The organism is Microbacterium sp. VKM Ac-2870, assembly GCF_015350795.1.
Taxonomy (GTDB): Bacteria; Actinomycetota; Actinomycetes; order Actinomycetales; family Microbacteriaceae; genus Microbacterium.
Genome location: NZ_JADKSH010000002.1, coordinates 710,230 through 736,271, shown reverse-complemented (window position 1 = coordinate 736,271; position 26,042 = coordinate 710,230). Strand labels below are relative to the sequence as shown.

Here is a 26,042-nt window from a genome sequence, read left to right as displayed (position 1 = left end):
CGTCAGCGCCGAGGCTCGAAGAAGATGCCCGCGAGCGTCTTCTTGCCGCGGCGCAGCACAGAGACACCGCCGGGCAACCCACCCGTGACCACCGCACCGTCGTCGTCGGCCTTCACGCCGTCGACACTCACGCCGCCCTGACCGACCGCGCGACGTGCCTCGCTCAGGCTCGTGCACAAACCCGTCTCCACGAGCGCCTGGGCGACAGTGGTCCCGTCGGCGACGGTGGCGTGGGGCAGCTCTTCGAGCGCGGTGCGCAGCGTCGCGGCATCCAGTGCGGCGAGATCACCCGCACCGAAAAGGGCCTCGGATGCCGCGATCACGGCGGCCGTCGCCTCTTCGCCGTGCACCGTGGTCGTCACCTCGAGCGCCAGGCGCTTCTGCGCCGCGCGCCGGAACGGCTCGGATGCCACGAGTTCGGCATACTGCTCGATCTCAGCGCGGGTGAGGAACGTGAAGATCTTGAGGCGCTCGATCACATCGGCGTCGTCGGTGTTCAGCCAGAACTGGTACATCCGGTAGGGGCTGCACATCGCGGCATCCAGCCAGATGGCGTTGCCCTCGCTCTTGCCGAACTTCGTGCCGTCGCTGTTGGTGATCAGCGGTGTACCGATCGCGTGCACAGAGGTTCCCTCGACGCGATGGATGAGGTCGGTGCCACTCGTGAGGTTGCCCCACTGGTCCGATCCCCCCGTCTGCAGGACGCAGCCGTACTGGCGGTGCAGCTCGAGGTAGTCCATCCCCTGCAGGATCTGGTAGCTGAACTCCGTGTAGCTGATGCCCGCTTCAGAATTGAGGCGCGCCGCGACGGCATCCTTCTTCAGCATCGTGCCGACACGGTAGTACTTACCGATCTCGCGCAGGAAGTCGATGGCACTCATCGGCGCCGTCCAGTCGAGGTTGTTGACCATGCGGGCGGCATTGTCGCCCTCGAAGCTCAGGTAGCGCTCCACCTGAGCCCGGAGGTTGCCGACCCACTCCGCGACCGTGTCTTTGGTGTTGAGAGTGCGCTCCGCGGTGGGCCTCGGGTCGCCGATGAGCCCGGTCGAGCCGCCGACGAGCCCCAACGGTCGGTGCCCGGCCAGCTGGAGGCGACGCATGAGCAGCAACTGAACGAGGTTTCCCAGGTGCAGGCTCGGCGCGGTGGGGTCGAATCCGCAGTAGTACGTGATCGGCTCCCCGCCCACCAGGTCGCGCAGGGCGTCCTGGTCGGTGGACACGTGCACGAGGCCGCGCCAGACGATCTCATCCCAGACGTTTTCGAACGTCGGATCGTTGGCGGGAGCCAGCGCACTGGCACTCACAGAGACGGTTTCAGACACGCGTTCCAGGCTATCAGCGCCAGGTACCGCACCTCGGAGCGGCGACCGGGGACGGACCGTTCGCCCGTGCCAGACTGACCGATATGGCCCCGCACATCCCGGCGATCATCACCACCGTCATCGCGATCGCGCTCCTCGTGGCCCTGTGCGCCGCTCTCGCGCTGGTCACGATCGCGCGACGGCGACCGCACGGCATCCTGTTGTCCATCGCTGCGGCGATCATCGCGGCCACCCTCATCGCACTCACTGTGCTGCCGGTCAGAGTGCCGGAGCTCTACGCCGCCGGTCTGGCGCTTCTGGGCGCGGCGCTCGCGGTGGTCGGTGGCGATCCGTTCGCCCGCTGGGTGCTCACTCTTGCCGACGGCGGGCGCACACGGGAGGGCACCCGCGGAGGCATCCTCGTGGAGATGATGACGGAGCGGGTCGGCGACGCGCCCCGTGAAGAGGAGATCCTGCGGGGTGGCACGACGATCGGCTACCTCGAGCGCACAGCCGCGGCACTCGGCATCCTCGCCGGATTCCCCGGCGCCGTCGCCGTCGTCATCGCGTTGAAGGGCATCGGCCGGTTCACCGAGCTCGCCACACCGGCGGCGCGGGAGCGGTTCATCGTGGGGACCATGGCGAGTTTGCTGTGGGCCTGCGCCGTGGCCGGTGTGGTCTGGCTCGCGATCCGCTGACTCACCCGCGCGAGCGGGAACCATCGATCTGATCGCGCAGCTGCGCGAATCCGTCGACGAGGGCGCCGGCGCCGGCCGCACCGAGGGCCTGCGAGACCGCCGACTGCGTGATGCCCTCCGCCGCCGCCAGTTCGGCTTGGGTAACGCCGAGCAGCCGCCCGTAGACGAGACGACGCGTGCGCGCGCTCATCGCGCTCACGAGCTGGTCGCGGGCGAGGAGGTAGGCGTTGGCGAGCCCCAGCTGCACGTGGGCGGCATTCGCGTCGACGGCCACCCAGGTTCGGGCCCCCGGAATCGTCCGGGCTTGCTTCGCATGGATGACATCGATGGCCTCGCGCGCCGCCCACCATCCCGGCCCTTCGGCGAGCGCACCGGCGCGTGAGGGCACCTCGCCGAGTGCGCCGACGCCGACGCCGAACCGGCAGTCGACATCGTCGGGCAAAGCCAGCCGCAGCAGCAGCAGCGCCGCCATCGCGGCATCCAGCGAGGGGTACACCCCCTGCAGCTCATCGCCCACCGTGGATCGCAGCTCGCGAACAGCGAGGGGCACGTCGCGCTCGACGCGGGCGATCGCGTCTTCGAGTAGGCGCTGCGCCGCGGCCCGATCGGGCAGGGTGCGCGAACCGACGATGTCGGCGATGACGGCGACGTTCATGAAAACAGCATATAGCTGATATCGAGAAAATATCAGCCCTTGGCTGTTAATTCAGATCGATCAGGGTCGCCGCCGCGCTCTGCGCGCGAGCGACCAACTCGGCGCGCTGCTCGGATACACGTGCTCCCGCCGTACCGCCGGCCCCCGTACGACTCGCGACCGATCCCTCAATGGACAGCACGCTACGCACCTCAGGAGTCAGCGTCGTCGACACCTCGGCGAGCAGCGCATCATCGGCATCCTCGAGCCCGATGCCCCGATCTTCGCAGGCCCGCACGAGGGAGCCGGAGATCTCGTGTGCATCGCGGAACGGCACGCCCTGCTTCACCAACCATTCGGCGACGTCCGTCGCCAGCGAGAACCCGGCCGGTGCGAGCTCGGCCATCCGCGCCGTGTCGAAGCGCATGGTCGCGACCATTCCCGCGAAGGCGGGGAGCACGAGCTCCAACGTGGCCGCCGAGTCGAACACCGGCTCCTTGTCCTCTTGGAGGTCGCGGTTGTACGCCAGCGGCAGCGCCTTGAGCGTCGCGAGCAGCCCGGAGAGGTTACCGATCAGTCGCCCCGCCTTACCGCGCGCGAGCTCGGCGATGTCGGGGTTTTTCTTCTGCGGCATGATGCTCGAGCCCGTGGAATAGCCGTCATCGAGCGTGACGAAGCCGAATTCGCGGGTGTTCCAGATGATGATGTCCTCGGCGAAGCGGGAGATGTCGACCGCGATCATCGCAGCGATGAAGGCGAACTCCGCAACGACGTCGCGTGAGCTCGTGCCGTCGAGGGAGTTCTCAGCCGGTCGCGCGAGACCGAGACGGTCGGCGATCAGCTGCGGGTCGAGACCGAGCGTCGCCCCGGCGAGCGCTCCCCCACCGTACGGCGAGACGGCCGCGCGCACCGACCAGTCGCGCAGGCGCTCGAGATCGCGCACCAACGGCCACCCGTGCGCCTGCAGGTGATGGGCGAGCAGAATGGGCTGCGCGTGCTGCAGATGCGTGCGTCCGGGCATGATCGCCTCGGCGTGGGCATCGGCCTGCGCGACGATGGCGTCGATGACGCGGAGGACGTCGCGCGCGATGACCCGCGCATGATCGAGCAGATACAGACGCACGAGGGTCGCGATCTGGTCGTTGCGGCTGCGTCCGGCGCGCAGCTTGCCGCCCAGCGCGGGCCCGACCTCGGCGATGAGCGCAGCCTCGAGCGCGCCGTGCACGTCTTCGTCGCCAGGCTGGGCGACGAGAGTTCTGTCCTGCACGGCGGCGGCGAGCGTGTCGAGTGCCGCGTGCATCCGCGCCTCTTCGTCGGCCGTGAGGTAGCCGGCAGCGGCGAGCGCGGCGGCGTGGGCGTGCGAGCCGGCGAGGTCGTAGGGCGCGAGCACCCAATCGAAATGCGTCGAACGGCTCAGCGCTGCCAGTTCGGGCGAGGGCCCCGAGGCGAATCGAGCGCCCCAGAGCGCGCCGTCGTTCGTACCGTGCGGTGTCGTTTCGCTCACCGCACCAGCCTACCGAGCCCGCTGACCGCCCCCGTTGCCGCCGGCTCGCTTCGGTCGCTTCACCTGCGCAGTCGCCCCGGATCCGGAAGGAGAGGCCGGTCAGCCGGGGACGACGACCCGCGTGGCGAAACCCAGTGCGCGCTCGAGCGGCCCGCGGCCGAGGAACACCGCCCAGGCGGTGCAGAAGACGAGCGTCGCGAGGACGAACGGCCAGAACGGTTGCAGCGCGCGGAACCCGGCCAGGTCGTGGACGTCTCCGAGCGACAGCGACGCCCAGATCCCCCACGCCACGATCTGCCCCACATATGCCGTCAGCGGCATCGCCCCGACGGCGCGGATGGGCAGCACGGCGACACGCATCGGCGTGCGACAGATCAGCAGACAGAGTCCGATCACGGCGAGCGCGAAGCCGCCGGAGCCCACGGCTTCGAAGACGCCGCCCGAGTGCGCCTCATCGGAGAGCACGCGTCCGAGGTACGACCCACGCGGCGCGGACGAGAACGCCGATGCCGCGAGGGCGACGATCGCGCACGTCGCGCCCGCCGCCACCAGCACGACCTGGGTGCGCCACGCCCGCAGATCGGACCGCGCGGCGGCCAGTCCCGCGATCATGAAGGCCGCCCACAGCGGGAACGGGTACTGCCACCCGAGCAGCAGCACGAGGTCGCCCCCGACCTCGCCCGCGTTCAGGAGAGCGGTGTCGATCGACGGCAGCACCCAGGGCACGACGAGTGCGATCGATGCCGCGAGCATCCACAGCGTGCGCACCGACAGTCGCACGAGCGGAAGGGCCAGCAGGAAGAGGATGCCGTAGGCCTGCAGGATGACGAACACGGGAACGCCGGTAGCGCTCAGCATCATGCCGATCGCCCAGAGAATCGCCGCGCGGACTGCCAGCCGGCGCCGCGCCACCGTCAGCGACCTCCCGGACAGGGGCTGGGTGCCCGCACTGCCAGCCCGCCCCGTCATGAGCGCGATCGACACGCCCGCGACCGTGGCGAACAGGATCGACGAGCGCCCGTTGACCACATCGAGCCAGGTCAGCGGTTGCGTCGGGTCGAAGGGATCGATGACGAGGAGGTGCGCCGCGAACATTCCGAACACCGCGAGCCCGCGCGCCAGGTCGATCCCCGCCAGGCGGCTCACGGCCGACAGCGCGCGGGACGGAAGCATGCCGCGGCCCGTCGCGCTCATCAATCCCCCGGCGCCCGGGTCACTGCTGGCGCAGCAGCCAGACGAGCAGCGCCTTCTGCGCGTGAAGACGGTTCTCTGCCTCGTCCCAGACCACACTCTGCGGACCGTCGATGACCTCGGCATCCACCTCGTATCCACGATCCGCGGGCAGGCAGTGGATGAAGATGGCGGCGGGATCGGCGAGCGCCATTGTCTCCTGCGTCACCTTGTAGCCGCCCAGGTCGTGGACGCGCTGGATCTTCTCCTCCTCCTTGCCCATCGACACCCACGTGTCGGTGACGATGACGTCGGCGCCGGCCGCGGCCTCGGTCGGGTCAGTGAACAGTGTCACCGACCCGCCGGTAGCGGCGGCGATGCGATCGGCGTCGGCGATCACGTCGGCACGCGGCGCGTAGGAGGCCGGCGAGGCGACCCGCACATGCATGCCTGCGGTGACACCGGCCAGCACGTACGAGTGGCCCATGTTCGAGGTGCCGTCGCCGAAGAAGGTGAGGGTCAATCCCTTGAGCTCGCCCTTGTGCTCACGGATGGTGAGCAGGTCGGCGAGCAGCTGGCACGGGTGGAAGTCATCGCTGAGAGCGTTGATGACGGGAACCGTCGTGCCGCGCGCCATCTCCTCGAGACCTGCCTGCGCGTAGGTGCGCCAGACGATGGCCGCGACCTGACGCTCGAGCACGCGTGCCGTGTCGGAGGGGGTCTCCTTGCCGCCGAGCTGGCTGTTCGCGGTGGAGATCACGAGGGGTGATCCGCCGAGATCGGCGATGCCGACGGCGAAGGACACACGCGTGCGCGTCGAGCTCTTGTCGAAGATCACCGCGACGGTCTGGGGCCCCTCCAGGGGCTTCAGCTTCCAGCGGTCCTTCTTGAGCGAGACCGCGAGGTCGAGGATCTCGGACTGCTCGGCCGGGCTCAGGTCGTCGTCGCGGAGCAGGTGGCGGGTCATGCGGAGACCTCCGTGGTCGAGGAGTCGGTGTCGGATGCGTCGAGCACGAGCGCATCGGCGACGGTGGAGAGGGCGCGCGCGAACAACTCGACGAACTCGTCGATCTCGACGTCGCCGATCGTGAGAGCCGGCGCGATGCGGATGGTGCTGTCATTGGCGGCGTTGACGATGAGGCCGTGCTGCTGGGCCGAGGCGACGACGGCGCCGGCGACGGGATGCCGCAGGGCGACGCCGATCAGCAGGCCCTGACCGCGGCATCCGTCGACGAGGGGCGACGCGATGTCATCGATCGCCGCCCGCAGCTGCGCCCCGCGGGCGGCGGCGTTGTCGACCAGACCTGTGCGTTCGATCTCGCCCAGCACGGCCAGCGAGGTGGCGGTGGCCAGCGGATTGCCGCCGAAGGTCGAGCCGTGCGTGCCCGGATAGAAGAGCTCGCTCGCCGCACCGAAGGTGATCAGGGCGCCGATCGGGAACCCACCGCCGATGCCCTTCGCGACGGTGATCGCGTCGGGGACAATGCCCTCGTGCTGGAAGGCGAACCATGCCCCGGTGCGTCCCGCTCCGGTCTGGATCTCGTCGATGATCAGCAGGGCGCCGTGGCGCTCCGTGATCTCGCGCGCGGCAGCCAGGTAGCCGTCGGGCAGCGGCACGACGCCGGCTTCCCCCTTGATCGGCTCGACGAACAGCGCCGCGACGGTCTCATCCATCGCCGCCTCGAGAGCCTGCACCGTCGAGTCGAGGAACTCGACACCGGGCACCATGGGGAGAAACGGCGCCTGCATGTAGGGCTTTCCGGTGAGAGCGAGCGTACCCATCGTGCGTCCGTGGAAGGCGTCTTTCAGAGCCAGGATGCGGGGGCGCGCGGCGCGACCGTCGCCTGCAGCACCGTGGAGTCGGGCGAGCTTGAACGCCGCTTCATTCGCCTCGGCGCCCGAGTTCGCGAAGTACACGCGTCCGGCATCGCCCGCACCGGAGAGGCGCTTGAGTTCGGCGGCGAGCGCCAGCTGCGGCGGCGTCGCGAAGAAGTTCGACACATGCGACAGGGTCGCAGCCTGACGGGACACGGCCTCGACGAAGACGGGGTGGGCGTGACCGAGCGAGGTCACAGCGATGCCCCCGAGGAAGTCGAGGTAGCGGCGCCCGTCGGCATCCCAGAGCGACGATCCCTCACCGCGCACGAACAGAGCCATGCGCTCACCCGCGTTGCGGACGAGGTCTCGCGACGCATCGTCCTGCCACATCGCCGCTGCCGCCTGCTGCACGCCGGTCATCGTGCCACCACCTCTGTTCCGATTCCGTGTTCCGTGAAAACCTCCACCAGCACCGAGTGGGGCTGACGGCCGTCGATGATCGCGGCCGTATCGACCCCGCCGTCGACGGCGTCGAGGCAAGCCTGCATCTTGGGGATCATGCCCGACTCGAGCCGCGGCAGCATCGCGCGCAGCTCCTCCGCCGTGAGGTGCGAGACCAGAGAATCCCGGTTGGGCCAGTCGGCGTAGAGACCCGCGACATCAGTGAGCACGACGAGCTTCGCCGCACCGAGGGCGATGGCGAGGGCGGCCGCCGCGGCATCCGCGTTGACGTTGAGCGAATGGCCGGGGTTATCCAGGTCGGGAGCGATGGAGGACACGACGGGGATGCGCCCGGCCGCCAGCTGGTCGAGCACGGGCTGGGGGTCGACGCGCACGACATCGCCGACCGCGCCCAGGTCGTGCTCGGTGCCGTCGATGACAACGCCGCGGCGCCGCCCCTGAAAGAGCCCCGCGTCCTCACCGGAGACGCCCACGGCGAACGGGCCGAACGCATTGATGCGGCCCACGAGCTGTGGATTCACCTGGCCGGTGAGCACCATCCGCACGACACTGATCGCCTCGGTGGAGGTCACCCGGTATCCGCCCTTGAACTCGCTGGGGATGGCGAGCCGGTCGAGCATCTGCGAGATCTGCGGACCCCCGCCGTGCACGACGACCGGCTTCACCCCGACGAAGCGCAGGTAGGCGATGTCCTGCGCGAAGGCATCTTGCAGCTCTTCGGAGACCATGGCGTTGCCGCCGTACTTGATCACGATGACCTGGTCGCGGAAGCGCTGCAGCCAGGGCAGCGATTCGATGAGCACCGCAGCCTTCTCGGCGGCCTGCTCGGGCGTCGTCTGCTGCACGTTGTCTGTCATGAGCTGTACGCGCTGTTCTCGTGGACGTAGTCGTGCGTCAGATCGTTCGTGCGGATCGTGGCCTGCGCGTCACCCGCTTTGAGGTCGATGAGCACGTCGGTGGCGCGGGGCGTGAGGTCGACCTCCTCGCGCGGACGGTCGGGCGCCCCGGCGCTGCACAGCCGCACGCCGTTGAAGCTCACATCGACCGCGTAGGGGTCGAAGACGGCCTGGGTCGTACCGATCGCGGCGAGCACACGGCCCCAGTTCGGGTCGTTGCCGAAGATCGCGGCCTTGAAGAGGTTGTTGCGGGCGACAGAGCGGCCGACCTCGACGGCGTCATTCTCGGATGCCGCACCCACCACCCGGATGGTGATGTTGTGGCTGGCGCCCTCAGCATCCGCCTGCAGCTGCGCGGCGAGATTCGTGCACACCTCGATCAGTGCCGCGCGGAACGCGTCGCCGTCGGGCGTCACCCCGCTCGCACCGCTGACCAGGAGGGTCACCTGGTCGTTGGTCGACATGCAGCCGTCCGAGTCGAGCCGATCGAAGCTCACCCGTGTGGCGGCACGCAGGTGCGCGTCGGCGTGCTCCGCCGTGAGGATCGCGTCGGTCGTGATGACCACGAGCATCGTCGCCAGCCCGGGCGCGAGCATGCCGGCGCCCTTCGCCATGGCGCCGATCGTCCAGCCGTCGCCTCGGAACGTACTCGTCTTGGGCACGGTGTCGGTGGTCATGATGGCGCGCGCCGCGTCTTCGCCGCCGTCGGGCGTGAGCCCAGCGATCGCCGCCTCGGTACCGGAGAGCACCTTCGCCCGGAAGACCTCGTCGCCCGTGCCGATGAGTCCGGTGGAGCAGACGAGCACGTCCCCCGGACTGACGTGCAGCAGCTCCCCCGCCTTCTCGGCGGTCTGGTGCGTCGTCTGAAAGCCGAAGCTGCCGGTGAAGCAGTTCGCGCCGCCGGAGTTCAACACGATCGCCTCGACCGCTGCGTCCTGGATCGCTTGCTGCGACCAGAGGATCGGGTTCGCCTTCGCGCGGTTGCTTGTGAAGACGGCGGCACCGACCTTCAGCGGACCGCGGTTGACCACGACGGCGACGTCGGGCTTGCCGGTGGACTTCAGGCCGGCGACGACACCTGCCGCCTCGAATCCCTGGGGGGCGGTGACGCTCACGGTGCCACTCCATTCACGGTCAGGCCCGTGGCCTCGGGAAGGCCGAGGGCGATGTTCATCGACTGGATGGCGGCACCGGCGGTGCCCTTGACGAGGTTGTCGACGGCGGTCACCACCACGACGCGGTTCGCCGCACGGTCGATTGCCATCCCCATGAGCGCGGTGTTGGCACCGAGCACGTCCGCGGTCCGCGGGAAGCGTCCAGCGGGCAGCAGCCGCACGAACGTCTCGTCGTGGTAGGCCTGCTCCCACGCGGCGCGGATCTGCGCATCGGTCACGTCGCCCACGATCGGGGCGGTGGAGGTGGCGAGGATGCCGCGGGCCATCGGCACCAGCACGGGCGTGAACGAGATGCGGGCGTCAGCGGCCCCGGCCGCGGCGAGCGCCTGCTGAATCTCGGGAATGTGGCGGTGCGTGCCGCCGACGGCATAGGGGTTGGCGCTACCGAGGATCTCGGTCGCGAGGAGGTTGGTCTTCAGGCTCTTGCCCGCGCCCGACGGGCCGACGGCCAGGACGCTGACGATGTCGGACGGATCGATGACGCCGGCGGCGACTCCGGGAACGAGACTGAGCGCGACAGTGGAGGCGTTGCAGCCCGGGGCGGCGATGCGCGAGGCCCCGACGAGGCCCTCGCGCTGCTTCGCGCCGCCCGACCCGACGATCAGCTCCGGCACTCCGTAGGTCCACGGGTCGTGGAACTCTCCCCCATAGAACGCGTCCCACGCCGCCGCCGACGTCAGCCGGTGGTCGGCGCCGGCGTCGATCATGAGCGCCGTGTCGGCGAGCGCGTCGGTGTACTGCCCGGACTGTCCGTGCGGGAGGGCGAGGAAGACGATGTCGTGGCCGGCGAGCACCTCGGGCGTCGTCGGCTGCAGCGTGAGGTGCGCGAGCGAGCGCAGATGCGGCTGGTGATCGATCAGCGGATCGCCGGCGTTGCTATGCGCGGTGACGGTGCGGATCTCGACATCGGGGTGGGCAGCGAGCAGGCGCAGGATCTCGCCGCCGGCATAGCCGGAAGCGCCGGAGACGGCGACCGAAGAGGTCATTGTTCAACCTTATTGTCTGGAAGCGGTGGGCTCGGGACGGCGACACCGGCGGCTCGACCCGCTGCAGCAGCGGGGAACACGCGGAGTCGCCTACAGTCGGCGGCCGGCCAGACGTCGGCGCGCGCCACGCACCGTCGAAACGGTGAGAGCGGCGGCCGAAGACATGCGGTGACCGTATCGCGCGACGCGGGTCGGCCGCAAATCGGGGCGACGCGACCGTCGGGCGAGTCGGCGAGGTCAGGCGAGGTCGGCGATGAGGGCGAGTTCGTCGGCACGGCGCAGCCCGGCCGCCCGTGCTCGCTCCAGGCCGCGGGCCCGCTCATCGGCGAGCACGCGCTCGATCGTGGCGACCAGCGGGGCGAGCTGCCCTCCTTCCGCGCGGTACCGCGCGTGGGATCGGCGCGCGAACCCCGGCACGTCGTCGGGCAACCAGAGGGGCAGCGACCGCGGTCCGGCCCAGTACTCGACCCCGTGCTCGCGCAGCCAGCGCGGTGGCGCCGCGACCGGCTCGCCCGTGTGACCGGCCACCGCACGGGCGGCCTCCAGCATGGCGCGCAGCGGCAGGCTGTCGCCGACGGCGTTGACGGCGCCGGTGGCCGTCGACTGGCCGCACGAGACCACGAAGGCCGCGAGATCGTCGATATCGATCACCTGCGCCGCCGCGTCGGGAGCGTCGGGCACGAGCACGGGACCGGACCCGGCAGCTGCGAAGCGCGCGGCCCAGTAGCCGAATCGGTCGGTCGGGTCACCGGCGCCGACGATCAAGCCCGGGCGGACGACAGCGGCACGACCGACGAGCCCCGCCCGCACGGCCGCTTCGGCGGCGGACTTCTCCCGCCGATAGTCGTAGGGATCTCCCGGCTCGGCCGGCACCGCGAGCGGGGCCGACTCGTCGGCGCCCGGGTCGTCATCGTCGGCGTAGGCCGACACGCTCGACACGTAGGTGAGGTGCCCGGCGCGCTCGCCGAGAGCCGCGACGGCGGCGCGCACATGAGAGGCGCGAGAGGAGATGTCGACGACCTCGTCCCAGGAGCGATCTCTGACGGCCTCGTACGCCGCCTCATCGTCCCGGTCGCCGACGATGTGTCGGACGCCGTGCGGCGAGGGCCGAGATCCGCGCGTGAGACAGGTGACGGCGGCCCCGGCATCCCGCCACTTCTCTGCGATGCGCGATGACAGCCAGCCGCTGCCACCGAGGACGAGGACGTCGGTCATGCGCTGTGCCGTCACGTCGTGGGGAACGCCTTGATGCGCTGCAACAGATCGGGACCGGTGCGATCGAGCGTGCGACCTCCGAGCCACACGCCCAGAGCGGCGGCACCGCCGCCGACGACGATACCGACGGCTAGTGACACCCAGCCCCACACCGCCGCGCCGGTGACGAGTCCGATGATCGCGAACACGGCGGCGGGTACGCCGATGACCGCGCACGCCCCCATCACGACGAACACGAGCAGGCCGGTGAGGAACGTCTGACCCGGCACGCTCTTGAACGGACTGTCACCGGGTGCGGCGACGGGGGTGACGATCAGCGCGGACGACACAGCCGACACACCGTAGCCGCCGAGCACCAGCCCGAGCGAGGCGCCGAGGATGCCTGGCAGGTGCTGGGTCTTGCCGCCGATGGTGGTCGTCACGATGGCGACGAGGACGACGAGCGGGATGCCGATGGTCGCTGCACCGAGTGCACGACCGAGGCGATCGTCGCGACCGCGGATGCCGGTGGAGAGCACCGAGGCGAACGCGGTGCCGTCGTACGACACATCGGTGTATCCGGCCAGGCACAGCACGAAGGCGACGAGGACGGCCGACGCCGCGAACGTGAAACCGTGGATGCCGCCGGTGAAGGCGAACAGCAACGGGAACAGGGGAACGACGAGCAGCTGGCGGAGGTACCGCGGATCGCGCAGCCACGCGGTGAGCGCGCGCGCCCAGGTCGCCCCGATCCCGCCGGTGGGCATACGTCCGAACAGTCCGAGTGCGCCGCGACGCGCGACGCGCACCGTGCGCTGACGCGGCGCCGTGGTCGCACCGTGGAGGGCACGCGCCCAGAGCCACCAGAGCACGCCGAGGGTCGCGACGGCAAGCAGGAACCGCAGCGTCGCGAGGCCCCAGGCGCCGGAGGCCACGTCGGCCGGAACAGCCCACGCGGCGCCGATCGGGGTCCACCCCAAGACGTCCGCGATCTGCTGAAAGCGCTCACCGATGTTCCGCGTCGAGGTGAACAGCGCGAGTGTTCCGGTGACGATGGGGCCGGCCATGATCAGCAGCACCAGCACGACGGTACCGATCAGCTCGCGGCCGCGGCGATTGCCGCCGAGGCCCGTCGACAGCGCCGACACGAGCCGCGAGGCCACCACGCACGTGAGCACCGCCAGCGCGACACACGGAACGGCGATGACCGCGGCGAGCGGCCAGCGCACCCAGAGCGCCAGGGTCGCCAGCGTCGCGATCGACGTGGCGATGCCGGGGATGCCGGTCACTCCGGTGGCCGTCAGCGCGGTCATGATCTGCCGCGTGCTGAGCGGGAACGGTGCGAGCTTCTCGGCGTCCACCGTGGTGTCCATGCCGGTGACGAGCACGGGGCCGAGCACCCAGCCCAGCAGGAGGGCGGATCCACCGACCACGGCGAAGGCACGGGCGACATCCAGTCCCTGGAACAGTGCGGTCGCGATGAGGCTCGAGATCGTCACGCCGAGGATGCTGATCGCCCACAGGATGCCGAAGCAGAAGCCGACGAGCTGCCACGGGCGCCGGGCGAGCGTGTTACCGAGAATCCGGTACCGCAGCCTCAGGACTGTCGCAACCACTGCGGGCCCTCCGAAGTGTGGCGGCCGCCGACGAGCGAGAGGAAGCGGTCCTGCAACGACTCGCCCGCGCGCACCTCGTCGACGGTGCCGGCGGCGAGCACGCGACCAGCCGCGATCACGGCGACGTGGTCGCACATGCGCTGGACGAGATCCATCGAGTGGCTCGAGATGATGATCGTGCCGCCCGACGAGGTGTACGAGCGCAGCACATCCTCGATGTTGGCCGCCGAGACCGGATCGACCGACTCGAACGGCTCGTCGAGCACGAGCAGTCGCGGTGCGTGCACGAGCGCGCAGGCCAGAGCGACCTTCTTGGTCATGCCGGCGGAGTAGTCCGCGACGATCGTGCCTGCGGCCTCGCCGAGATCCATCAGCGCGATCAGATCGGCGACACGCCCCGCGATCTGCTCCCGCGGCACGGAGAACATCATGGCGGTGTACGTGATGAGTTGTTCGCCCGTGAGTCGATCGAACAGGCGCACGCCGTCGGCGAGGTTGCCGATCATCGACTTCGCACGCACCGGATCTGCCCACACGTCCACCCCGTGCACCCACGCCGTGCCCGCATCGGGCCTGAGCAGGCCCGTCGCCATGGACAGCGTCGTGGTCTTTCCGGCACCGTTGGGGCCGACGAGACCGTAGAACGATCCCGGCGGAACGATGAGATCGACACCGCCCACGGCCATCTTGTCGCCGAAGCGTTTCGTGAGCCCGGTCAGCTGCAGGGCGGGGACCATCTGCGTGTCAGTCATCCCCACCGACACTAGCCCGAGCCATCGGGTCGGCGCGATGGTGTGCTCTGGAGCGCGGGCTACCGCAGAGTCCACGAGCGCAGATGCCGCCAGGTGAGTGTTTCCCACCAGGCGTCGTACCAGCTGTGCGCGGTGTGGAACTCGAACAGTGACACGGTGTCGCAGAAAGATCGCGAGGGAATTGCGACCGGCAACCCGTCGACGAAGTCGCGCACCTCGCGGTAGAGGTCGGGGCGTCGGGCCAGATCGTGCGAAGCCAGTGAGAGATGCGCGTGGAACTGATCGGGGGTGCGGGGGCTCAGACGGTCGTCACCGATGACCCCGAGCGGCAGCACCGCATCGAAGATCGCGCGCGCCAGACGCTGAAGCTCGCCATCCGGCTCTGCGCGTTCGCCGGTGTGGACGTCGATCGGGATGCCGGGGTCGGGCGTGCGGATGCCGGCAGTGATCAGCAGGACGGGTGGCCTGGCGGCCACCGCCCGGTCGACGGCCGCCTCCAGCTCCTCCACCGACGTCGCGATGGCGAGCGAACCCTGGATGGTCACGTGCGGCGGAAAAGCCGCCGCGGAGATCAGGCCGAATTGCGCGCGTAGCGCGTGGGTGATCTGAGTGACCGCCCACGCCATGGTCGGATCCGGACGCAGGAAGATGCCGTACCGCGGCTCAGGCATTGCTCTGCTCCTTTCGAGAGGGGAGCATCCACGAGCGCAGGTGGGTCCACGCCAGGTCGTCCCACCACCGGCCGTCCCAGTCCGCCGTGAAGGCGAAGAGGGAGACGACCTCCGCGACAGAACGCGCCGGCCAGGTGATCGGCAAACCGGCGATGAAATCCCCCACCTCGGCGGCCAACCGCGGCTCGACCAGCAGATCGTGCGAGGCGAGCGAGAGGTGCGCCCAGAAGTGCGGGCTGTCGATGGGGCCGACCAGATAGTCCTCGCGCGGCAGGGCGAGCGGCAGCACCGCACCCCGCACCCGATCGGCGAGCGCGACCAGGGGCTCGTTGACGCCGCCGACCCCGTCGGAGTGGACATCCATCAGCCAGCAGGGGCCGTCGGCGACCACGCCCGCATTGTGCAACGGGAAGCAATCAACTCCATCCAGCGCCTCATCGATCGCCGCCTCGACCTCGGCGGCCGAAGCCGCCCTGAGATTGCCGATCAGGGTGGCATGCGGCGGGAAGGCTCCGGCCGAGACGAGACCGAACTGCGCACGCAGCGCATCCGTGATCTGGGTTACCGCCCAGCACGTGGCCGGGTCGGGGCGGAGGAACACGCCGTAGCGCACATCGTCCATGGTTCTGCTTTCGTGTCGAGGTGTCGGGGTGTGAGAGCGGTGCGGGATGCCGCGCGATGCGGATGTCACCCGCCGAGCTGGTCGCGGTACTGCTGCAGCACGTCGGCGGTCGCCGCTCGCGCCGTCGTCAACGCGTCGGCGACTGACGTCTTGCCGGAGAAGGCGGACTGCATGGCCGAGACGATGACCTTGCGGATGCCCGTCATCGCCCCGGTGAGACAGCCGGCGGTCGCGGGTACCTGCGGCACCGCGTTCACCTGGTCGAGGAACACCTGCGCCGAGGGCTGCGCAGCGAGGTAGGACTTCTCGGTCGACGAGGAATCGACCCCGATGTTGATCGGGATGTAGCCCGTCGTCTGGGAGAACTGCTCCTGGGCCGGCGCCGAGGCGAGGAACGACTCGAGCTTCCACCCCGCGACCTTCTGCGCATCGTTTGCTGTCGCGCTCAGCCAGAGCGCCGATCCGCCCACCACAGTGCCGGACGAGCGGGGATCACCGGACAGCGGATAGCGAGCGGCCGTGTAGCCCGTCATGCCCGACTTCGCGATCGCGCCGGCGGCACCGGAGCTGTTGAACATGAGCGCGACCTTGCCGGCGGCGAAGGCAGCCACGGCGGCGTTTCCATCGGTACCCACGTCGAGTCCGGCACCCGAGGTGTAGATGTCGGTGAGGGTGGAGAAGGCAGCCACCTGCGCCGGGTCGTCGAAGGCGACGGCGGTCGGCTGACCGTCGGCGCCACGCCCATTGTCGGGTGCGCAGTACTGCGCGCCGGCTGCGGCGGTGGCCTGTTCGAACCACCAGCCGTCCATCGCCTGGACGAAGCCGGCCTGACCGGTCTTCTGGGCCACCAGCTTTGCGACGCGGGCGACGTCGTCGAGCGAAGACAGGGGAACATCGGCCGGCAGCCCGGCCTGGGCGAGCAGTTGCGTGTTGACCCAGAGCACGGGAGTGGAGGTGTTCATCGGCACCGCCATGAGATGCCCGTCGGTGCTGTAGTAGCGCCGTGCCGCAGGGCGCAGATCGTCGAGGTTCAGCTCGCCGGGATTGGCCGCCGCCATCGCTTCGGGCGACATCGAACGCTGCACGTCCCGCATGTACCCCGACGCGATGTCGCCGGCCAGCATGACGGTGGGGCTCGAGCCGTCCTTCACGCTCGCGGTGTACTTCGCGAGGAGATCGTCATAGGTGCCCTGGAACACGGCATCAACGTGGATCTTGCCCGCATTCTGGGCGTTGAACTGGTCGACGAGGCTTTGCAAGGCCTGTCCGTTCACGGCGCCCAGGCCGTGCCAGAGGGTGATGTCGACCTCGCCGGCACCGTCCAGTGCCGAGGCGCCGGGTGCGGCCGACGTCGACGCAGGAACGGCGCCGCCGGACGAGCAACCGGCAAGAGCGAGGGCGGCGAAGGCGGCGATGGTCGCCAGGGTGAGCTTCTTCATGAGGGTTCTCCGGGTTCAGGTGAGAGGGGAACGGAATGAGCGGACGGCGTCAGCGCAGCGCGCCGGCGGCCATGCCGCCGATGAGAAAGCGCTGGCTGACGATCACCAGCAGCACGGTGGGGATCAGAACGAGCGCGGCGCCGGCGAAGATGACGGGCGGAACCGCGATCTCCCCCGCCACGAGCTGGCTGACACCCACCTGAATCGTGCGGTTCTGGGGTGAGTCTGTGATCAGCAGCGGCCAGAAGAAGCCGTTCCAGGCCGACAGTGCGCTCCAGAGTGCGGCCGTCGTCAGGTGGGCACGGCACGACGGCAGCACGACGCCCATCAGCGAGCGAACGTGACCGCAGCCGTCGAGCCGCGACGCCTCCCACACCTCGAACGGGAACGCCGCGAATGCCTGACGCAGGAGGAAGACGGTGTAGCCGGCGGCAAGGTACGGCAGAACGATGCCGAAGACGGTGTCGCGGAGCCCCATGGAGCTCACGAGGTCGTAGTTCGAGATCGTCAGGCTCTCACCGGGGACGCCGAGGGTGACGATGATGGCTCCGAACGCGATGCCGCGCAGGCGCCAGCGCGGAAACACCAGCGCGTAGGCCGCGAGCACCGAGGTGATCAGCTGCGCGGCGGTCTGCAGGACCACGACGGTGATGCTGGTGAGGTACTGGGGAACGAAGGGGACGGCCCCGAGGGCAGTCGCGATGTTGTCGAAGGTGAGCCGGCTCAGTGGCGGAAGCAGCCCCGAGCGGAGGAACTCCCCCGTCGGAAAGAACGCCGAGGCGAACGTGAGGTAGACCGGCAGCAGAACGATCGACACGAGGACGGCAATGGCGGCGCCGCGCGCGACGCGTCCGAAGCTCGACCGCGGTGCGCGATCGCGACTCCGGCGGGCCGGGATGGTGAGTGAGGGGTTCATGCGTTGTTCTTTCGACGCGACAGCAGGAAGGGAATGGCCGTGACGGCTCCGACCAGGAGCACCAGGAACGTCGCGACGACCGACGCCTGCGAGTAGTTCGCCGTGCCTCCGCCGAAGGCGAGCTCGTAGAGCGTGAAGACGAGGGTGCGCGTGCTGTCGCTCGGGCCTCCGCGTGTGAGGACGAACACCTGCGCGAATGTCTGCAGCCCGCTGATCATCTGGGTGACGATCAGGAAGAAGATGCTCGGCCACAGCAGAGGAAGCAGGATGGAGCGGATCAGTCGCACGCCGTGGGCTCCGTCGAGGCTCGCTGCTTCGAGCACGTCGTCAGGCAGGTTACGCACGGCGGCGATCATCACGAGGAAGGCGAATCCCGACTCGTACCAGCCGGTCGCGAGAGAGATCGACGCGACCGCCCACCCCGGGTCCTGAAGCCACGGCGGGCCGTCCACCCCGATGCGCGCCAACATGTCGTTGATGACCCCCACCGACGGAGCGAACAGACCCGCGAAGACCGCGGAGGCCGTCGCCGCGGAATAGGCGAACGGCAGGGAGAGGATGACCTGGAACACCCCACGGCCCGGAATGCGCTCGCGCAACAGCAGCGCCCCCATGACGGCGATCGAGACCGCGATCGCCGTCGCACAGGCCGCGATCACCAGCGACGTGCCGACGCTGCGCACCAGCGTCGGGTCAGTGAAGAAGCGCCCCCAGTTGGCAAGCCCCACGAATCGACTCGGGTTGCCGAGCAAGTCGCTGCCGAACAGACTCAGCTGGATGCCGCGGCCGACAGGGATGTAGACGAAGACGGCGAGCAGGACCAGAGCGGGCAGCACCAGCCACGGCCCGATGCCGGCGCGTGCGCGTCGCGTGCGCACCCCCGATGTTGTCGTCGGCATCCCGCCTCCTCGTCTGCGTTCCGGGAACGTTCCCGGACACACGACGATAACAAGCGGATCCGCGGATTCGGGAACGTTCCCGGAACGCGGAAGTGAACAATCGGTGACACGTCGAGGGCTATGACGCGAGTGGGGGCGGGCCGGTCGTCCGACCGACGACGAGCTCGCCTCGGAGCACCTGTTCACGCGGGAGCGCACCGTCTTCCAAACGTTCGACGAGATCATCGATCGCGGCGCGGCCCATCTCCGGGACGGGCTGACGGAACGTGGTGAGCCCCAGCAGGGGCGTCGCCAGCGGAGACTGCGCGTCAAGCCCGGTCACCGACAGATCGCGCGGCGCCTGCAGCCCGGCGCGGTGCACCTCTTCGAGCGCCCCGACGGCGGCCTCGTCAGTGGGACACATGATCGCCGTCGCCCACCGCTCCCCCACGATGTAGGCGACCTGGGCCCGGACGTTGCGATCGCTGGGAACCGGATACCACCGCGCTTCGCCTCCGGCCCCGCGCACGGCCTCGGCCATCGCGACGGTGCGGAGGTTCTGGCTGAGCGAGTAGGAGGCGTCCACGCCCAGCACGGCGATGCGACGATGCCCGAGCGCCATGAGGTGGGCGGCCAGGTCGGCACCGGCACCGGCGTCGTCGGCCGAGATGAAGCTCGCTCCCTCGACGCTCTCGCGGCGGCCGACCGAGGTCAGCGGTACGCGCGCGACGACGGGAACGAGTTCCTCCACCGACAGCTGCGCCGACGACAGGACGATCCCGTCGACGCGGAGCGAAACCAGAGTGCGCAGGGCCCGCACCGCCGACGCGGGGGTGAGTTCGGCGCCGCCGACCACGGTGATCAGGCGATAGTCACGCTCTTCCGCTTGCTGTTCCAGAGCGGTGGCCAGCACGCCGTAGTACGGGCGGGTCATGTCGCGCAGCACCGCTCCCAGGATCCGGGTGCGTGTGCGCAGCCCCTGCGCCATGGAGTTCACGACGTAGCCGAGCTTCTGCGCGGCCGCTTCCACGCGCTCTCGCACCTCGGGACTCACCTCGCCCTGGCCGGCGAGGGCGCGCGAGACGGCCGACTTCGAGACCCCGGCCTCCGCCGCCACATCCAGAATGGTGACCGAGCGGGCTCGAGAGCTCACGAAGCCCCCGGCGAATCGGTGGGCACCAGGGCAGCCAGGGTATCGGCGGTCACCCGATCAGACTCCCACAGGCGCGCATCCCATCCAGCCCGACACGCAGCGGCCACGTTGGCGGGTCGGTCGTCGAAGAAGAGGAGGTCTCGTCCGTCGACCCCGAGGACCTCCTGCACGTGCGCGTAGATCGCCGCCTCCGGTTTGAGCACGCCGAGCTCACCCGAGAAGAACCAGTCGTCGATCAGTGGCGCCCACTCGCGGGTTCGTGCGGCTTCAGCAAGCTCGCGAGGCGCATTCGAGACCACCGCGAGCGGAACTCCGGCCTCCGACAGTGCAGCCAGAGTCGCCCTCGCTGCAGGGCGGATGTCGGTCCATGCCTCGGCATCCATCAGCGAGAGCTCCGCGATCAGGTCATCCTCGGCGCCCATCCCGAGATCGGTGAGCACCGCCGTCCAGAACCAGGATGCCGGGGCGCCGCGATCGTGGCGGTCGCGGTGCCGCCAGTACGCCGCCGACAGCTCGGATATTGCCGATCCCGCACGGGCGGCGAGGGCGGCGAAGAGCGAGGGGGCAGAGGCGAGCACCTCACCGAGGTCGAACGCGACCGTGCGACGCGCGACGATGTCACGCATCGGTACGCCGACGATGGCGGCCATGGCGAGATCCGACACCCACAGGTGGGCCGCCCACCCCGCCGCCCGCGCGGCCTCGACGTTCTCGGCACGATCGTCGATGAAGACGATGCGGGCGGGATCGCAGACGCCGAGCTCCTTCGCGACATGGGCGAACAGGGGGGCATCGGGCTTGGCGAGACCGATCTCCGCAGAGAAGAACCAGTGCGTGACCGATCGCGCCCAGCCGCGCTCCCGCGCACGCGCCGCCAGTGCGCGCGGGGCGTTGGAGACGATGCCGATCTCCGCCCCTGAGGCGGCTACCGCCCGCAGGATCGCGGCGGCCTCCGGGCGGATGCGCGTGGCCGACTCGGCATCGGCGCGGGCGAGTTCCGCGATGAGGTCCGGACCGGGTTCACCGCCGCCGGCGTCCCTGATCACCGCTCGCCAGTAGTGCTCGACGCTCGCACCCAGGTCGTATTCGTCCCGGTACCGCCAATAGGGCTCGGCGAGCGCCGAGGCATCCACCCCGGCGACGCGACCGAGCGTTTCGAAGCGCTGGGGAGCCGACGAAAGCACGCCCCCGAGGTCGAACAGGACGAGGGCAGGGGCGGCTGTCATGGTCCCATCCAACCGGGAACGTTCCCGGTTTGCAACTGGCGCCGTGCGCTGCGAGGTCGCGGTGATGTGCGCACAATGTCCGGGCACGATGCCACGATGAGGCCATGCTGCAGACACTCGCCGTCGCCGGCTACCGATCGCTCCGCGACGTGATCGTGCCGCTCGGACCGCTCACCGTGATCACCGGTCCCAACGGATCGGGCAAGTCGAACCTCTACCGCGCGCTGCGCCTGCTCGCCGCGGCCGCCCACGGGGAGATGATCGGCGCCCTCGCGCGCGAGGGCGGGCTGCCGTCGGTGCTGTGGGCCGGCCCGGAGAGCGGTGGATCGCAGGGAACCGTACGCCGGGGGCCCATCGCGGTGCAGCTCGGTTTCGCGTCGGATGAACTCGGCTATCTCATCGACCTCGGCATCCCGCAGTCCGACCCGACGATCGCCAATCCCTTCGCCCGCGATCCGGAGATCAAGCGCGAACAGGTGTTCGCCGGCCCGACCGCTAAGCCCGCTGCGCTCCTGATCGACCGGCTGCGGCAGAACACGAGGGTGCGCGACGGACGCTGGATAGACCTGGACCAGCGCCTCGCCCCGTACGAGAGCATCGTCACCGATCTCGCCGACGGCGACACCGCCCCCGAACTGCTGGCACTGCGCCGCATGATGGGCGGCTGGCGGTTTTACGACCACTTCCGCGTGGATGCCGATGCGCCGGCTCGGCGACCGCAGGTCGGCACCCGGACGCAGACCCTATCGCACGACGGGGCGACGCTGGCGGCGACGTGGGCGACAATCGCGGATGCCGGTCAGGGTGCAGCGCTCGAGCGTGCCGTCGACGATGCCTTTCCCGGTTCCGGTGTCGACATACAGGCGAGCGAGGGACTGTTCCGACTCACCCTGCGCCAGAGCGGATTGCTGCGTCCGCTCGACGCCGGGGAGCTCTCCGACGGCACCCTCCGGTACCTCCTGCTGTGCGCAGCCCTTCTGCCCGCACGCCCCGCTCCCCTGCTCATCCTGAACGAGCCCGAGGCCAGCCTGCACGTCTCGCTGCTGCCTGCCTTGGCACGGCTGATCGAGAGCGCCGCAGCGCATACGCAGGTGCTCGTCGTCTCGCACGCGAAGGAGCTCGTCGATGCCCTTCCCGCGTCGGCGCGCGTGCATCTGAGCAAAGACACGAAGGGCACGGCGGTGGAAGGCCAGGGGTTCATGGATGTGCCGGCGTGGCATTGGGGCTCGCGCTGAGCCCCAATGCCAGGGACTACTCGCGAATCGTGGCCCCGTAGCGCTCCGCCGCCACGGCGACACCGGCGAGCTTCGCCTCGGTCGCCTCGGACGCCGTGAGCGTGCGGTCTGCCGCACGGAAACGCAGCGCGAACGTCAGGCTCTTGGTCCCCTCCGCCAATCCCGCACCCCGGTAGTCATCGACCAGACGCACCGACTCGAGCAGATCGCCGGCACCCTCGACGAGCGCGGCCTGCACATCGCCTGCCACGACGTCGTCGCCCACGACGAGTGAGACGTCCTGGGTGGCGGCGGGGTAGCCCGACAGCGACGGCGCGGCATCCGGAGCGCCGGCCAGCCCCAGCACGCCGTCCAGGTCCATCTCGGCGACGTACACGCGACCATGCAGGTCGGCGTCGGCGGCCACCTGCGGCAGCACCTCGCCGACGTAGCCCACCTCGACGCCGGCGACGGTGAGGATGCCGGTGCGTCCGGGGTGAAGCGCTGCGCGCTGCCCCTGTGCAACGTCGATGCGCACCCCAGCGGCTGCGGCGATCGTCCGCACGGCGCCGAGCGCGTCGGAGAGGTCGGCGGCCACGGCGGACTGACCCGGGTGCTTCGACACGATGTCCCCGGCCAGCAGCACGGCCGCGTGACGCGGCTGCGGCGGCAGCGCCGCGTTGAGAGCGGCCAGCGTGTCGTCGTCGGGGCGGACGGCGAGCGGCGGCACCGTCGCGGTGCCGTACTCCACCCCCTTCTGCGGCGCGAAGACGGAACCGGTCTCGAAGAGCGCCAGATCGGTGAAGCCGCGCGCCTGATTGCGGTGCGCGACCGCCAGCAGACCCGGAATCAGCGAGCGACGCAGGTACGGGGCCTGACCGTCGAGGGGGTTCGCCAGCTTGACCGATGGGAGCGGCTCGCCTGAGGCAGAGCCGTGCAGAGCGTTGGCCTCGGCGGTCGAGAACGGGAACGACGGCGTCTCCACGAAGCCCGCGGCCGCGAGCGCGTTGGCGACGCGGCGCCGGCCCTTCTGCAGCGCCGTCAGCCCGCGGCCGGAGGGCGGCGTGGGCAGGATCGAGGGGATGCGGTCGAGCCCGTGGATGCGGGCGACCTCCTCGGCGAGCGTCCACTTGTCGGTCAGATCGGGGCGCCACGTCGGCGGGATCACGATCCACCCGCCTCCCGCGATGTCGCGGGGCTCGGGCTCGTCGAAGACGAGAGCCTCGGCGAGCGCATGATCGATGTCGGTGACTTCGCAGCCGACCATGTCGAGGGCGCTCGTGATCTCGGCATCCGTGTAGTCCACGCCGATCAGCGTCGACACGAACGTACCGGGCAGCTCTATGCCCTCGACGAACACCTCTGCGAACAGCGCGCCGCCCACCTCGGTGTCGAGCGTGCCGCCGGCGAGCTCGACCATCAGGTCGGCAACACGACGCGCCGCGACGAAGGGCAGCAACGGGTCGACGCCGCGCTCGAAGCGACGCGACGCCTCGGAGGGAAGCTTGTGCCGGCGTGCCGTGCGGGCGATCGTGATGGGGTCGAAGATGGCCGCCTCGATCAGCACGTTGCGCGTGGCATCCGTCATCTCGGTCGTGCCGCCGCCCATCACACCGGCGAGGCCGATAGGACCCGACTCGTCGGTGATGAGCAAGTCTTCGACGCTAAGCGTGCGCTCTTTGCCGTCGAGGGTCGTGAGCTTCTCGCCCTCCGCGGCGCGGCGCACCGTGATGCCCCCCCGCAGCAGATCGAAGTCGTACCCGTGAATCGGGTTGCCGAGCTCGAGCATCACGTAGTTCGTGATGTCGATCAGGATGCCGAGAGAGCGGACGCCGGCAAGCGTCAGTCGTGAGACCATCCACGGCGGCGTAGGCCGGGTGGGGTCGACACCGCGGACGACGCGCACGACGAACTCACTCGCCCCGATGCGTCCGCGAAGCGGCAGCTGGTCGTCCACGACGATCGGGAAGCCGCTGCCGGGCTGGACGTCGTCCCACTCGTGTGCGGCGGGGTCGCGGAAGGCGGCGCCGGTGGCGTGCGAGTACTCGCGCGCGATCCCGCGCAGCGAGAGCGCATAGCCACGGTCGGGGGTGACGTTGACGTCGACCGCGACGTCGTCGAGGCCGAGGAGGGCGATGGCATCGGTGCCGACCTCGGGGTCGAGGCCGAGCTCGACCAGGCGGAGAATGCCGTTGTGCTCGTCGCCGAGGCCCAGCTCGCGCGCCGAGGCGATCATGCCGTCTGAGACGTGGCCGTAGGTCTTGCGTGCCGAGATCGGGAAGGGTCCGGGCAGCACCGCGCCCGGCAACGACACGACGACCTTGTCGCCTTCGACGAAGTTCGAGGCACCGCAGACGATGCCGCGCACTCCCCCGTTCGCCTCGCCGACGTCGACCTGGCACCACCGGATGGTCTTGCCGTTGGACTGCGGCTCCGCGTCGAACGAGAGCACCTGGCCGACCACGACGGGTCCGCTGATCTCGAACGCGATCGCCTCTTCCTCCTCGAAGCCCACCGAGACGAGCGCCGCGAAGACGTCGTCGGTCGTCGCGTTCTCGGGAAGCTCGACGTACTCACGCAACCACGACAGAGGGACGCGCATCAGACCACCATTCCGAACTGTTCACTGAAGCGGACATCGCCTTCGGCCATGTCGCGCATGTCTTGCACATCGGTGCGGAACATGAGCGTGCGCTCGATGCCCATTCCGAATGCGAATCCGGAGTACACCTCGGGGTCGATACCCGCCGCGCGCAGCACGTTGGGGTTGACCATGCCGCATCCGCCCCACTCGATCCATCGGGCGCCGCCCTTGAAGGTCGGGTGCCAGAGGTCGAGCTCGGCGGACGGCTCGGTGAACGGGAAGAAGTTGGTGCGAAAGCGTGTCTTCGCCTCGGCGCCGAAGAGCACCTTGGCGGCGTGGTCGAGCGTTCCCTTGAGGTTCGCCATCGTGATGCCCTTGTCGATCACCAGGCCTTCGAACTGAGTGAAGGCGGGCAGGTGGGTCGCGTCGAACTCATCGGTCCGGTAGACGCGTCCCGGGCAGAGCACGTAGATCGGCAGCTCGCGCTCGAGCATCGAACGCACCTGAACGGGGCTCGTATGCGTGCGCAGCACGAGGTGGCGCTCGACCGGGTCGACGAAGAAGGTGTCCTGCATCTGACGGGCAGGGTGATCGACGTCGAAGTTGAGGGCGTCGAAGTTGAACCACTCATGCTCGAGTTCGGGGCCTTCCGCAATCTCCCACCCCATACCGACGAAGAGGTCGGCGATCTCCTCCTGGAGCAGTGAGATCGGATGGCGCGCCCCGACGCGGCCGCGCGGTGCGATCGCCGTGATGTCCACCCGCTCGGCTTCGAGCTTGGCAACCGACTCCGCGGCAGCGAGCTCTTCCTCTCGGGCCACGAGCGCCTGGGTCACGCGTCCGCGCGCCTGTCCGACGAGCTTGCCGAAAGCGGCCTTCTGGTCGTTCGGGACGTTCCGCAACTGCGCATTGAGCTGGGCGAGGGGCGAACCATCGCCGGCATGCGCCGCGCGGGCCGCCTTGAGCTCGGCCGTGGAGCCCGCCGCAGCGATCGCCGTCAGGGCGTCGGCGACTGCGGCATCCACGTTCTCTGCGGTGATTGCGCTGGTGATCTCGGGTGCGTCAGACACAAAAGAGGAGTCTACCGGCGGGTCGGCCGACCCTCAGGACGGGGATGCCGAGCTCGGCGATCT

23 protein-coding genes are annotated in these 26,042 nt (G+C 69.7%); 2 read left to right on the top strand and 21 right to left on the bottom strand.

Going from position 1 to position 26,042, the window contains the following annotated elements; all coding sequences use genetic code 11:
- Window positions 1-2 precede the first annotated feature (2 nt).
- Window positions 3-1,322, bottom strand: coding sequence for a tyrosine--tRNA ligase (gene tyrS, locus ITJ43_RS07335; protein ID WP_194583153.1), 1,320 nt, complete (start codon window positions 1,320-1,322; stop codon window positions 3-5).
- An 83-nt stretch (window positions 1,323-1,405) separates the two neighbouring features.
- Between tyrS and ITJ43_RS07330 the strand changes: the two genes are divergently transcribed.
- Entirely contained in the window at window positions 1,406-1,999 is a 594-nt protein-coding gene (locus ITJ43_RS07330) for a hypothetical protein (protein WP_194583152.1), read from the top strand.
- Window position 2,000: 1 nt separating this feature from the next.
- On the opposite strand, the gene ITJ43_RS07325 is transcribed toward ITJ43_RS07330, so the two are convergent.
- From ITJ43_RS07325 to ITJ43_RS07240, 18 genes are all read right to left on the bottom strand, one after another.
- A complete protein-coding gene (locus ITJ43_RS07325; RefSeq protein ID WP_194583151.1) occupies window positions 2,001-2,654 on the bottom strand; it encodes a SatD family protein in 654 nt (217 codons plus the stop codon).
- A 46-nt stretch (window positions 2,655-2,700) separates the two neighbouring features.
- Window positions 2,701-4,137 (bottom strand): argininosuccinate lyase, encoded by a 1,437-nt coding sequence (gene argH / locus ITJ43_RS07320; protein ID WP_194583150.1) that lies wholly within the window; start codon window positions 4,135-4,137, stop codon window positions 2,701-2,703.
- A 99-nt stretch (window positions 4,138-4,236) separates the two neighbouring features.
- Complete coding sequence (locus tag ITJ43_RS07315; protein WP_194583149.1) at window positions 4,237-5,310, bottom strand: heparan-alpha-glucosaminide N-acetyltransferase domain-containing protein; 1,074 nt, start codon at window positions 5,308-5,310, stop codon at window positions 4,237-4,239.
- A gap of 40 nt (window positions 5,311-5,350) precedes the next feature.
- Complete coding sequence (gene argF / locus ITJ43_RS07310) at window positions 5,351-6,274, bottom strand: ornithine carbamoyltransferase (RefSeq protein ID WP_194583148.1); 924 nt, start codon at window positions 6,272-6,274, stop codon at window positions 5,351-5,353.
- Window positions 6,271-7,545: an acetylornithine transaminase gene (locus ITJ43_RS07305; protein ID WP_194583147.1), complete on the bottom strand. Its 1,275-nt coding sequence runs from the start codon at window positions 7,543-7,545 to the stop codon at window positions 6,271-6,273. The genes argF and ITJ43_RS07305 overlap by 4 nt, the downstream gene beginning before the upstream one ends.
- Window positions 7,542-8,444, bottom strand: coding sequence for an acetylglutamate kinase (argB, locus tag ITJ43_RS07300; RefSeq protein WP_194583146.1), 903 nt, complete (start codon window positions 8,442-8,444; stop codon window positions 7,542-7,544). Before argB ends, ITJ43_RS07305 begins: the two co-directional genes overlap by 4 nt.
- A complete protein-coding gene (gene argJ / locus ITJ43_RS07295; RefSeq protein WP_194583145.1) occupies window positions 8,441-9,598 on the bottom strand; it encodes a bifunctional glutamate N-acetyltransferase/amino-acid acetyltransferase ArgJ in 1,158 nt (385 codons plus the stop codon). The genes argB and argJ overlap by 4 nt, the downstream gene beginning before the upstream one ends.
- Window positions 9,595-10,644 carry an N-acetyl-gamma-glutamyl-phosphate reductase gene (gene argC / locus ITJ43_RS07290; protein ID WP_194583144.1) on the bottom strand — a complete coding sequence of 350 codons (1,050 nt, stop codon included), beginning with the start codon at window positions 10,642-10,644 and terminating at the stop codon, window positions 9,595-9,597. The genes argJ and argC overlap by 4 nt, the downstream gene beginning before the upstream one ends.
- 237 nt (window positions 10,645-10,881) lie before the next feature.
- The gene (locus ITJ43_RS07285) at window positions 10,882-11,859 is read right to left on the bottom strand and encodes an NAD-dependent epimerase/dehydratase family protein (RefSeq protein ID WP_194583143.1); all 978 of its coding nucleotides are present in this window, start codon (window positions 11,857-11,859) and stop codon (window positions 10,882-10,884) included.
- An 11-nt stretch (window positions 11,860-11,870) separates the two neighbouring features.
- Window positions 11,871-13,454 (bottom strand): hypothetical protein, encoded by a 1,584-nt coding sequence (locus ITJ43_RS07280; protein ID WP_194583142.1) that lies wholly within the window; start codon window positions 13,452-13,454, stop codon window positions 11,871-11,873.
- The gene (locus ITJ43_RS07275) at window positions 13,436-14,206 is read right to left on the bottom strand and encodes an ABC transporter ATP-binding protein (RefSeq protein ID WP_194583141.1); all 771 of its coding nucleotides are present in this window, start codon (window positions 14,204-14,206) and stop codon (window positions 13,436-13,438) included. Before ITJ43_RS07275 ends, ITJ43_RS07280 begins: the two co-directional genes overlap by 19 nt.
- Before the next feature lie 59 nt (window positions 14,207-14,265).
- A complete protein-coding gene (locus tag ITJ43_RS07270; protein ID WP_194583140.1) occupies window positions 14,266-14,877 on the bottom strand; it encodes a 2'-5' RNA ligase family protein in 612 nt (203 codons plus the stop codon).
- Window positions 14,870-15,499 carry a 2'-5' RNA ligase family protein gene (locus ITJ43_RS07265; RefSeq protein WP_194583139.1) on the bottom strand — a complete coding sequence of 210 codons (630 nt, stop codon included), beginning with the start codon at window positions 15,497-15,499 and terminating at the stop codon, window positions 14,870-14,872. The genes ITJ43_RS07270 and ITJ43_RS07265 overlap by 8 nt, the downstream gene beginning before the upstream one ends.
- Window positions 15,500-15,564: 65 nt before the next feature.
- Window positions 15,565-16,938, bottom strand: coding sequence for an extracellular solute-binding protein (locus ITJ43_RS07260; protein WP_194583138.1), 1,374 nt, complete (start codon window positions 16,936-16,938; stop codon window positions 15,565-15,567).
- Window positions 16,939-16,987: 49 nt separating this feature from the next.
- Complete coding sequence (locus tag ITJ43_RS07255; protein ID WP_194583137.1) at window positions 16,988-17,854, bottom strand: carbohydrate ABC transporter permease; 867 nt, start codon at window positions 17,852-17,854, stop codon at window positions 16,988-16,990.
- Window positions 17,851-18,753, bottom strand: coding sequence for a carbohydrate ABC transporter permease (locus ITJ43_RS07250; protein WP_194583136.1), 903 nt, complete (start codon window positions 18,751-18,753; stop codon window positions 17,851-17,853). The genes ITJ43_RS07255 and ITJ43_RS07250 overlap by 4 nt, the downstream gene beginning before the upstream one ends.
- 118 nt (window positions 18,754-18,871) lie before the next feature.
- Complete coding sequence (locus ITJ43_RS07245) at window positions 18,872-19,885, bottom strand: LacI family DNA-binding transcriptional regulator (protein ID WP_194583135.1); 1,014 nt, start codon at window positions 19,883-19,885, stop codon at window positions 18,872-18,874.
- Window positions 19,882-21,111, bottom strand: coding sequence for an HAD-IA family hydrolase (locus tag ITJ43_RS07240; RefSeq protein ID WP_194583134.1), 1,230 nt, complete (start codon window positions 21,109-21,111; stop codon window positions 19,882-19,884). The genes ITJ43_RS07245 and ITJ43_RS07240 overlap by 4 nt, the downstream gene beginning before the upstream one ends.
- A gap of 104 nt (window positions 21,112-21,215) precedes the next feature.
- On the opposite strand from ITJ43_RS07240, the gene ITJ43_RS07235 reads away from it, so the two are divergent.
- The gene (locus ITJ43_RS07235) at window positions 21,216-22,346 is read left to right on the top strand and encodes an AAA family ATPase (RefSeq protein WP_194583133.1); all 1,131 of its coding nucleotides are present in this window, start codon (window positions 21,216-21,218) and stop codon (window positions 22,344-22,346) included.
- Between the two features lie 16 nt (window positions 22,347-22,362).
- Here the strand turns inward: ITJ43_RS07235 and pheT are convergent, their stop codons facing one another.
- Together pheT and pheS are read right to left on the bottom strand one after the other, a co-directional pair.
- Window positions 22,363-24,927, bottom strand: a complete 2,565-nt coding sequence (pheT, locus tag ITJ43_RS07230) for a phenylalanine--tRNA ligase subunit beta (RefSeq protein WP_194583132.1) — start codon at window positions 24,925-24,927, stop codon at window positions 22,363-22,365.
- Window positions 24,927-25,979, bottom strand: a complete 1,053-nt coding sequence (gene pheS / locus ITJ43_RS07225) for a phenylalanine--tRNA ligase subunit alpha (RefSeq protein WP_194583131.1) — start codon at window positions 25,977-25,979, stop codon at window positions 24,927-24,929. The genes pheT and pheS overlap by 1 nt, the downstream gene beginning before the upstream one ends.
- Window positions 25,980-26,042 lie beyond the last annotated feature (63 nt).

What these genes read in the sequence shown, in the direction of transcription:
- ITJ43_RS07330 (WP_194583152.1), top strand. Translation starts at nt 1,406, where the DNA reads ATGGCCCCGCACATCCCGGCGATCATCACCACCGTCATCGCGATCGCG.
- ITJ43_RS07325 (WP_194583151.1), bottom strand. Translation starts at nt 2,654, where the DNA reads ATGAACGTCGCCGTCATCGCCGACATCGTCGGTTCGCGCACCCTGCCC.
- ITJ43_RS07315 (WP_194583149.1), bottom strand. Translation starts at nt 5,310, where the DNA reads ATGCTTCCGTCCCGCGCGCTGTCGGCCGTGAGCCGCCTGGCGGGGATC.
- argF (WP_194583148.1), bottom strand. Translation starts at nt 6,274, where the DNA reads ATGACCCGCCACCTGCTCCGCGACGACGACCTGAGCCCGGCCGAGCAG.
- ITJ43_RS07305 (WP_194583147.1), bottom strand. Translation starts at nt 7,545, where the DNA reads ATGACCGGCGTGCAGCAGGCGGCAGCGGCGATGTGGCAGGACGATGCG.
- argB (WP_194583146.1), bottom strand. Translation starts at nt 8,444, where the DNA reads ATGACAGACAACGTGCAGCAGACGACGCCCGAGCAGGCCGCCGAGAAG.
- argC (WP_194583144.1), bottom strand. Translation starts at nt 10,644, where the DNA reads ATGACCTCTTCGGTCGCCGTCTCCGGCGCTTCCGGCTATGCCGGCGGC.
- ITJ43_RS07285 (WP_194583143.1), bottom strand. Translation starts at nt 11,859, where the DNA reads ATGACCGACGTCCTCGTCCTCGGTGGCAGCGGCTGGCTGTCATCGCGC.
- ITJ43_RS07275 (WP_194583141.1), bottom strand. Translation starts at nt 14,206, where the DNA reads ATGACTGACACGCAGATGGTCCCCGCCCTGCAGCTGACCGGGCTCACG.
- ITJ43_RS07270 (WP_194583140.1), bottom strand. Translation starts at nt 14,877, where the DNA reads ATGCCTGAGCCGCGGTACGGCATCTTCCTGCGTCCGGATCCGACCATG.
- ITJ43_RS07265 (WP_194583139.1), bottom strand. Translation starts at nt 15,499, where the DNA reads ATGGACGATGTGCGCTACGGCGTGTTCCTCCGCCCCGACCCGGCCACG.
- ITJ43_RS07260 (WP_194583138.1), bottom strand. Translation starts at nt 16,938, where the DNA reads ATGAAGAAGCTCACCCTGGCGACCATCGCCGCCTTCGCCGCCCTCGCT.
- ITJ43_RS07255 (WP_194583137.1), bottom strand. Translation starts at nt 17,854, where the DNA reads ATGAACCCCTCACTCACCATCCCGGCCCGCCGGAGTCGCGATCGCGCA.
- ITJ43_RS07250 (WP_194583136.1), bottom strand. Translation starts at nt 18,753, where the DNA reads ATGCCGACGACAACATCGGGGGTGCGCACGCGACGCGCACGCGCCGGC.
- ITJ43_RS07240 (WP_194583134.1), bottom strand. Translation starts at nt 21,111, where the DNA reads ATGACAGCCGCCCCTGCCCTCGTCCTGTTCGACCTCGGGGGCGTGCTT.
- ITJ43_RS07235 (WP_194583133.1), top strand. Translation starts at nt 21,216, where the DNA reads ATGCTGCAGACACTCGCCGTCGCCGGCTACCGATCGCTCCGCGACGTG.
- pheT (WP_194583132.1), bottom strand. Translation starts at nt 24,927, where the DNA reads ATGCGCGTCCCTCTGTCGTGGTTGCGTGAGTACGTCGAGCTTCCCGAG.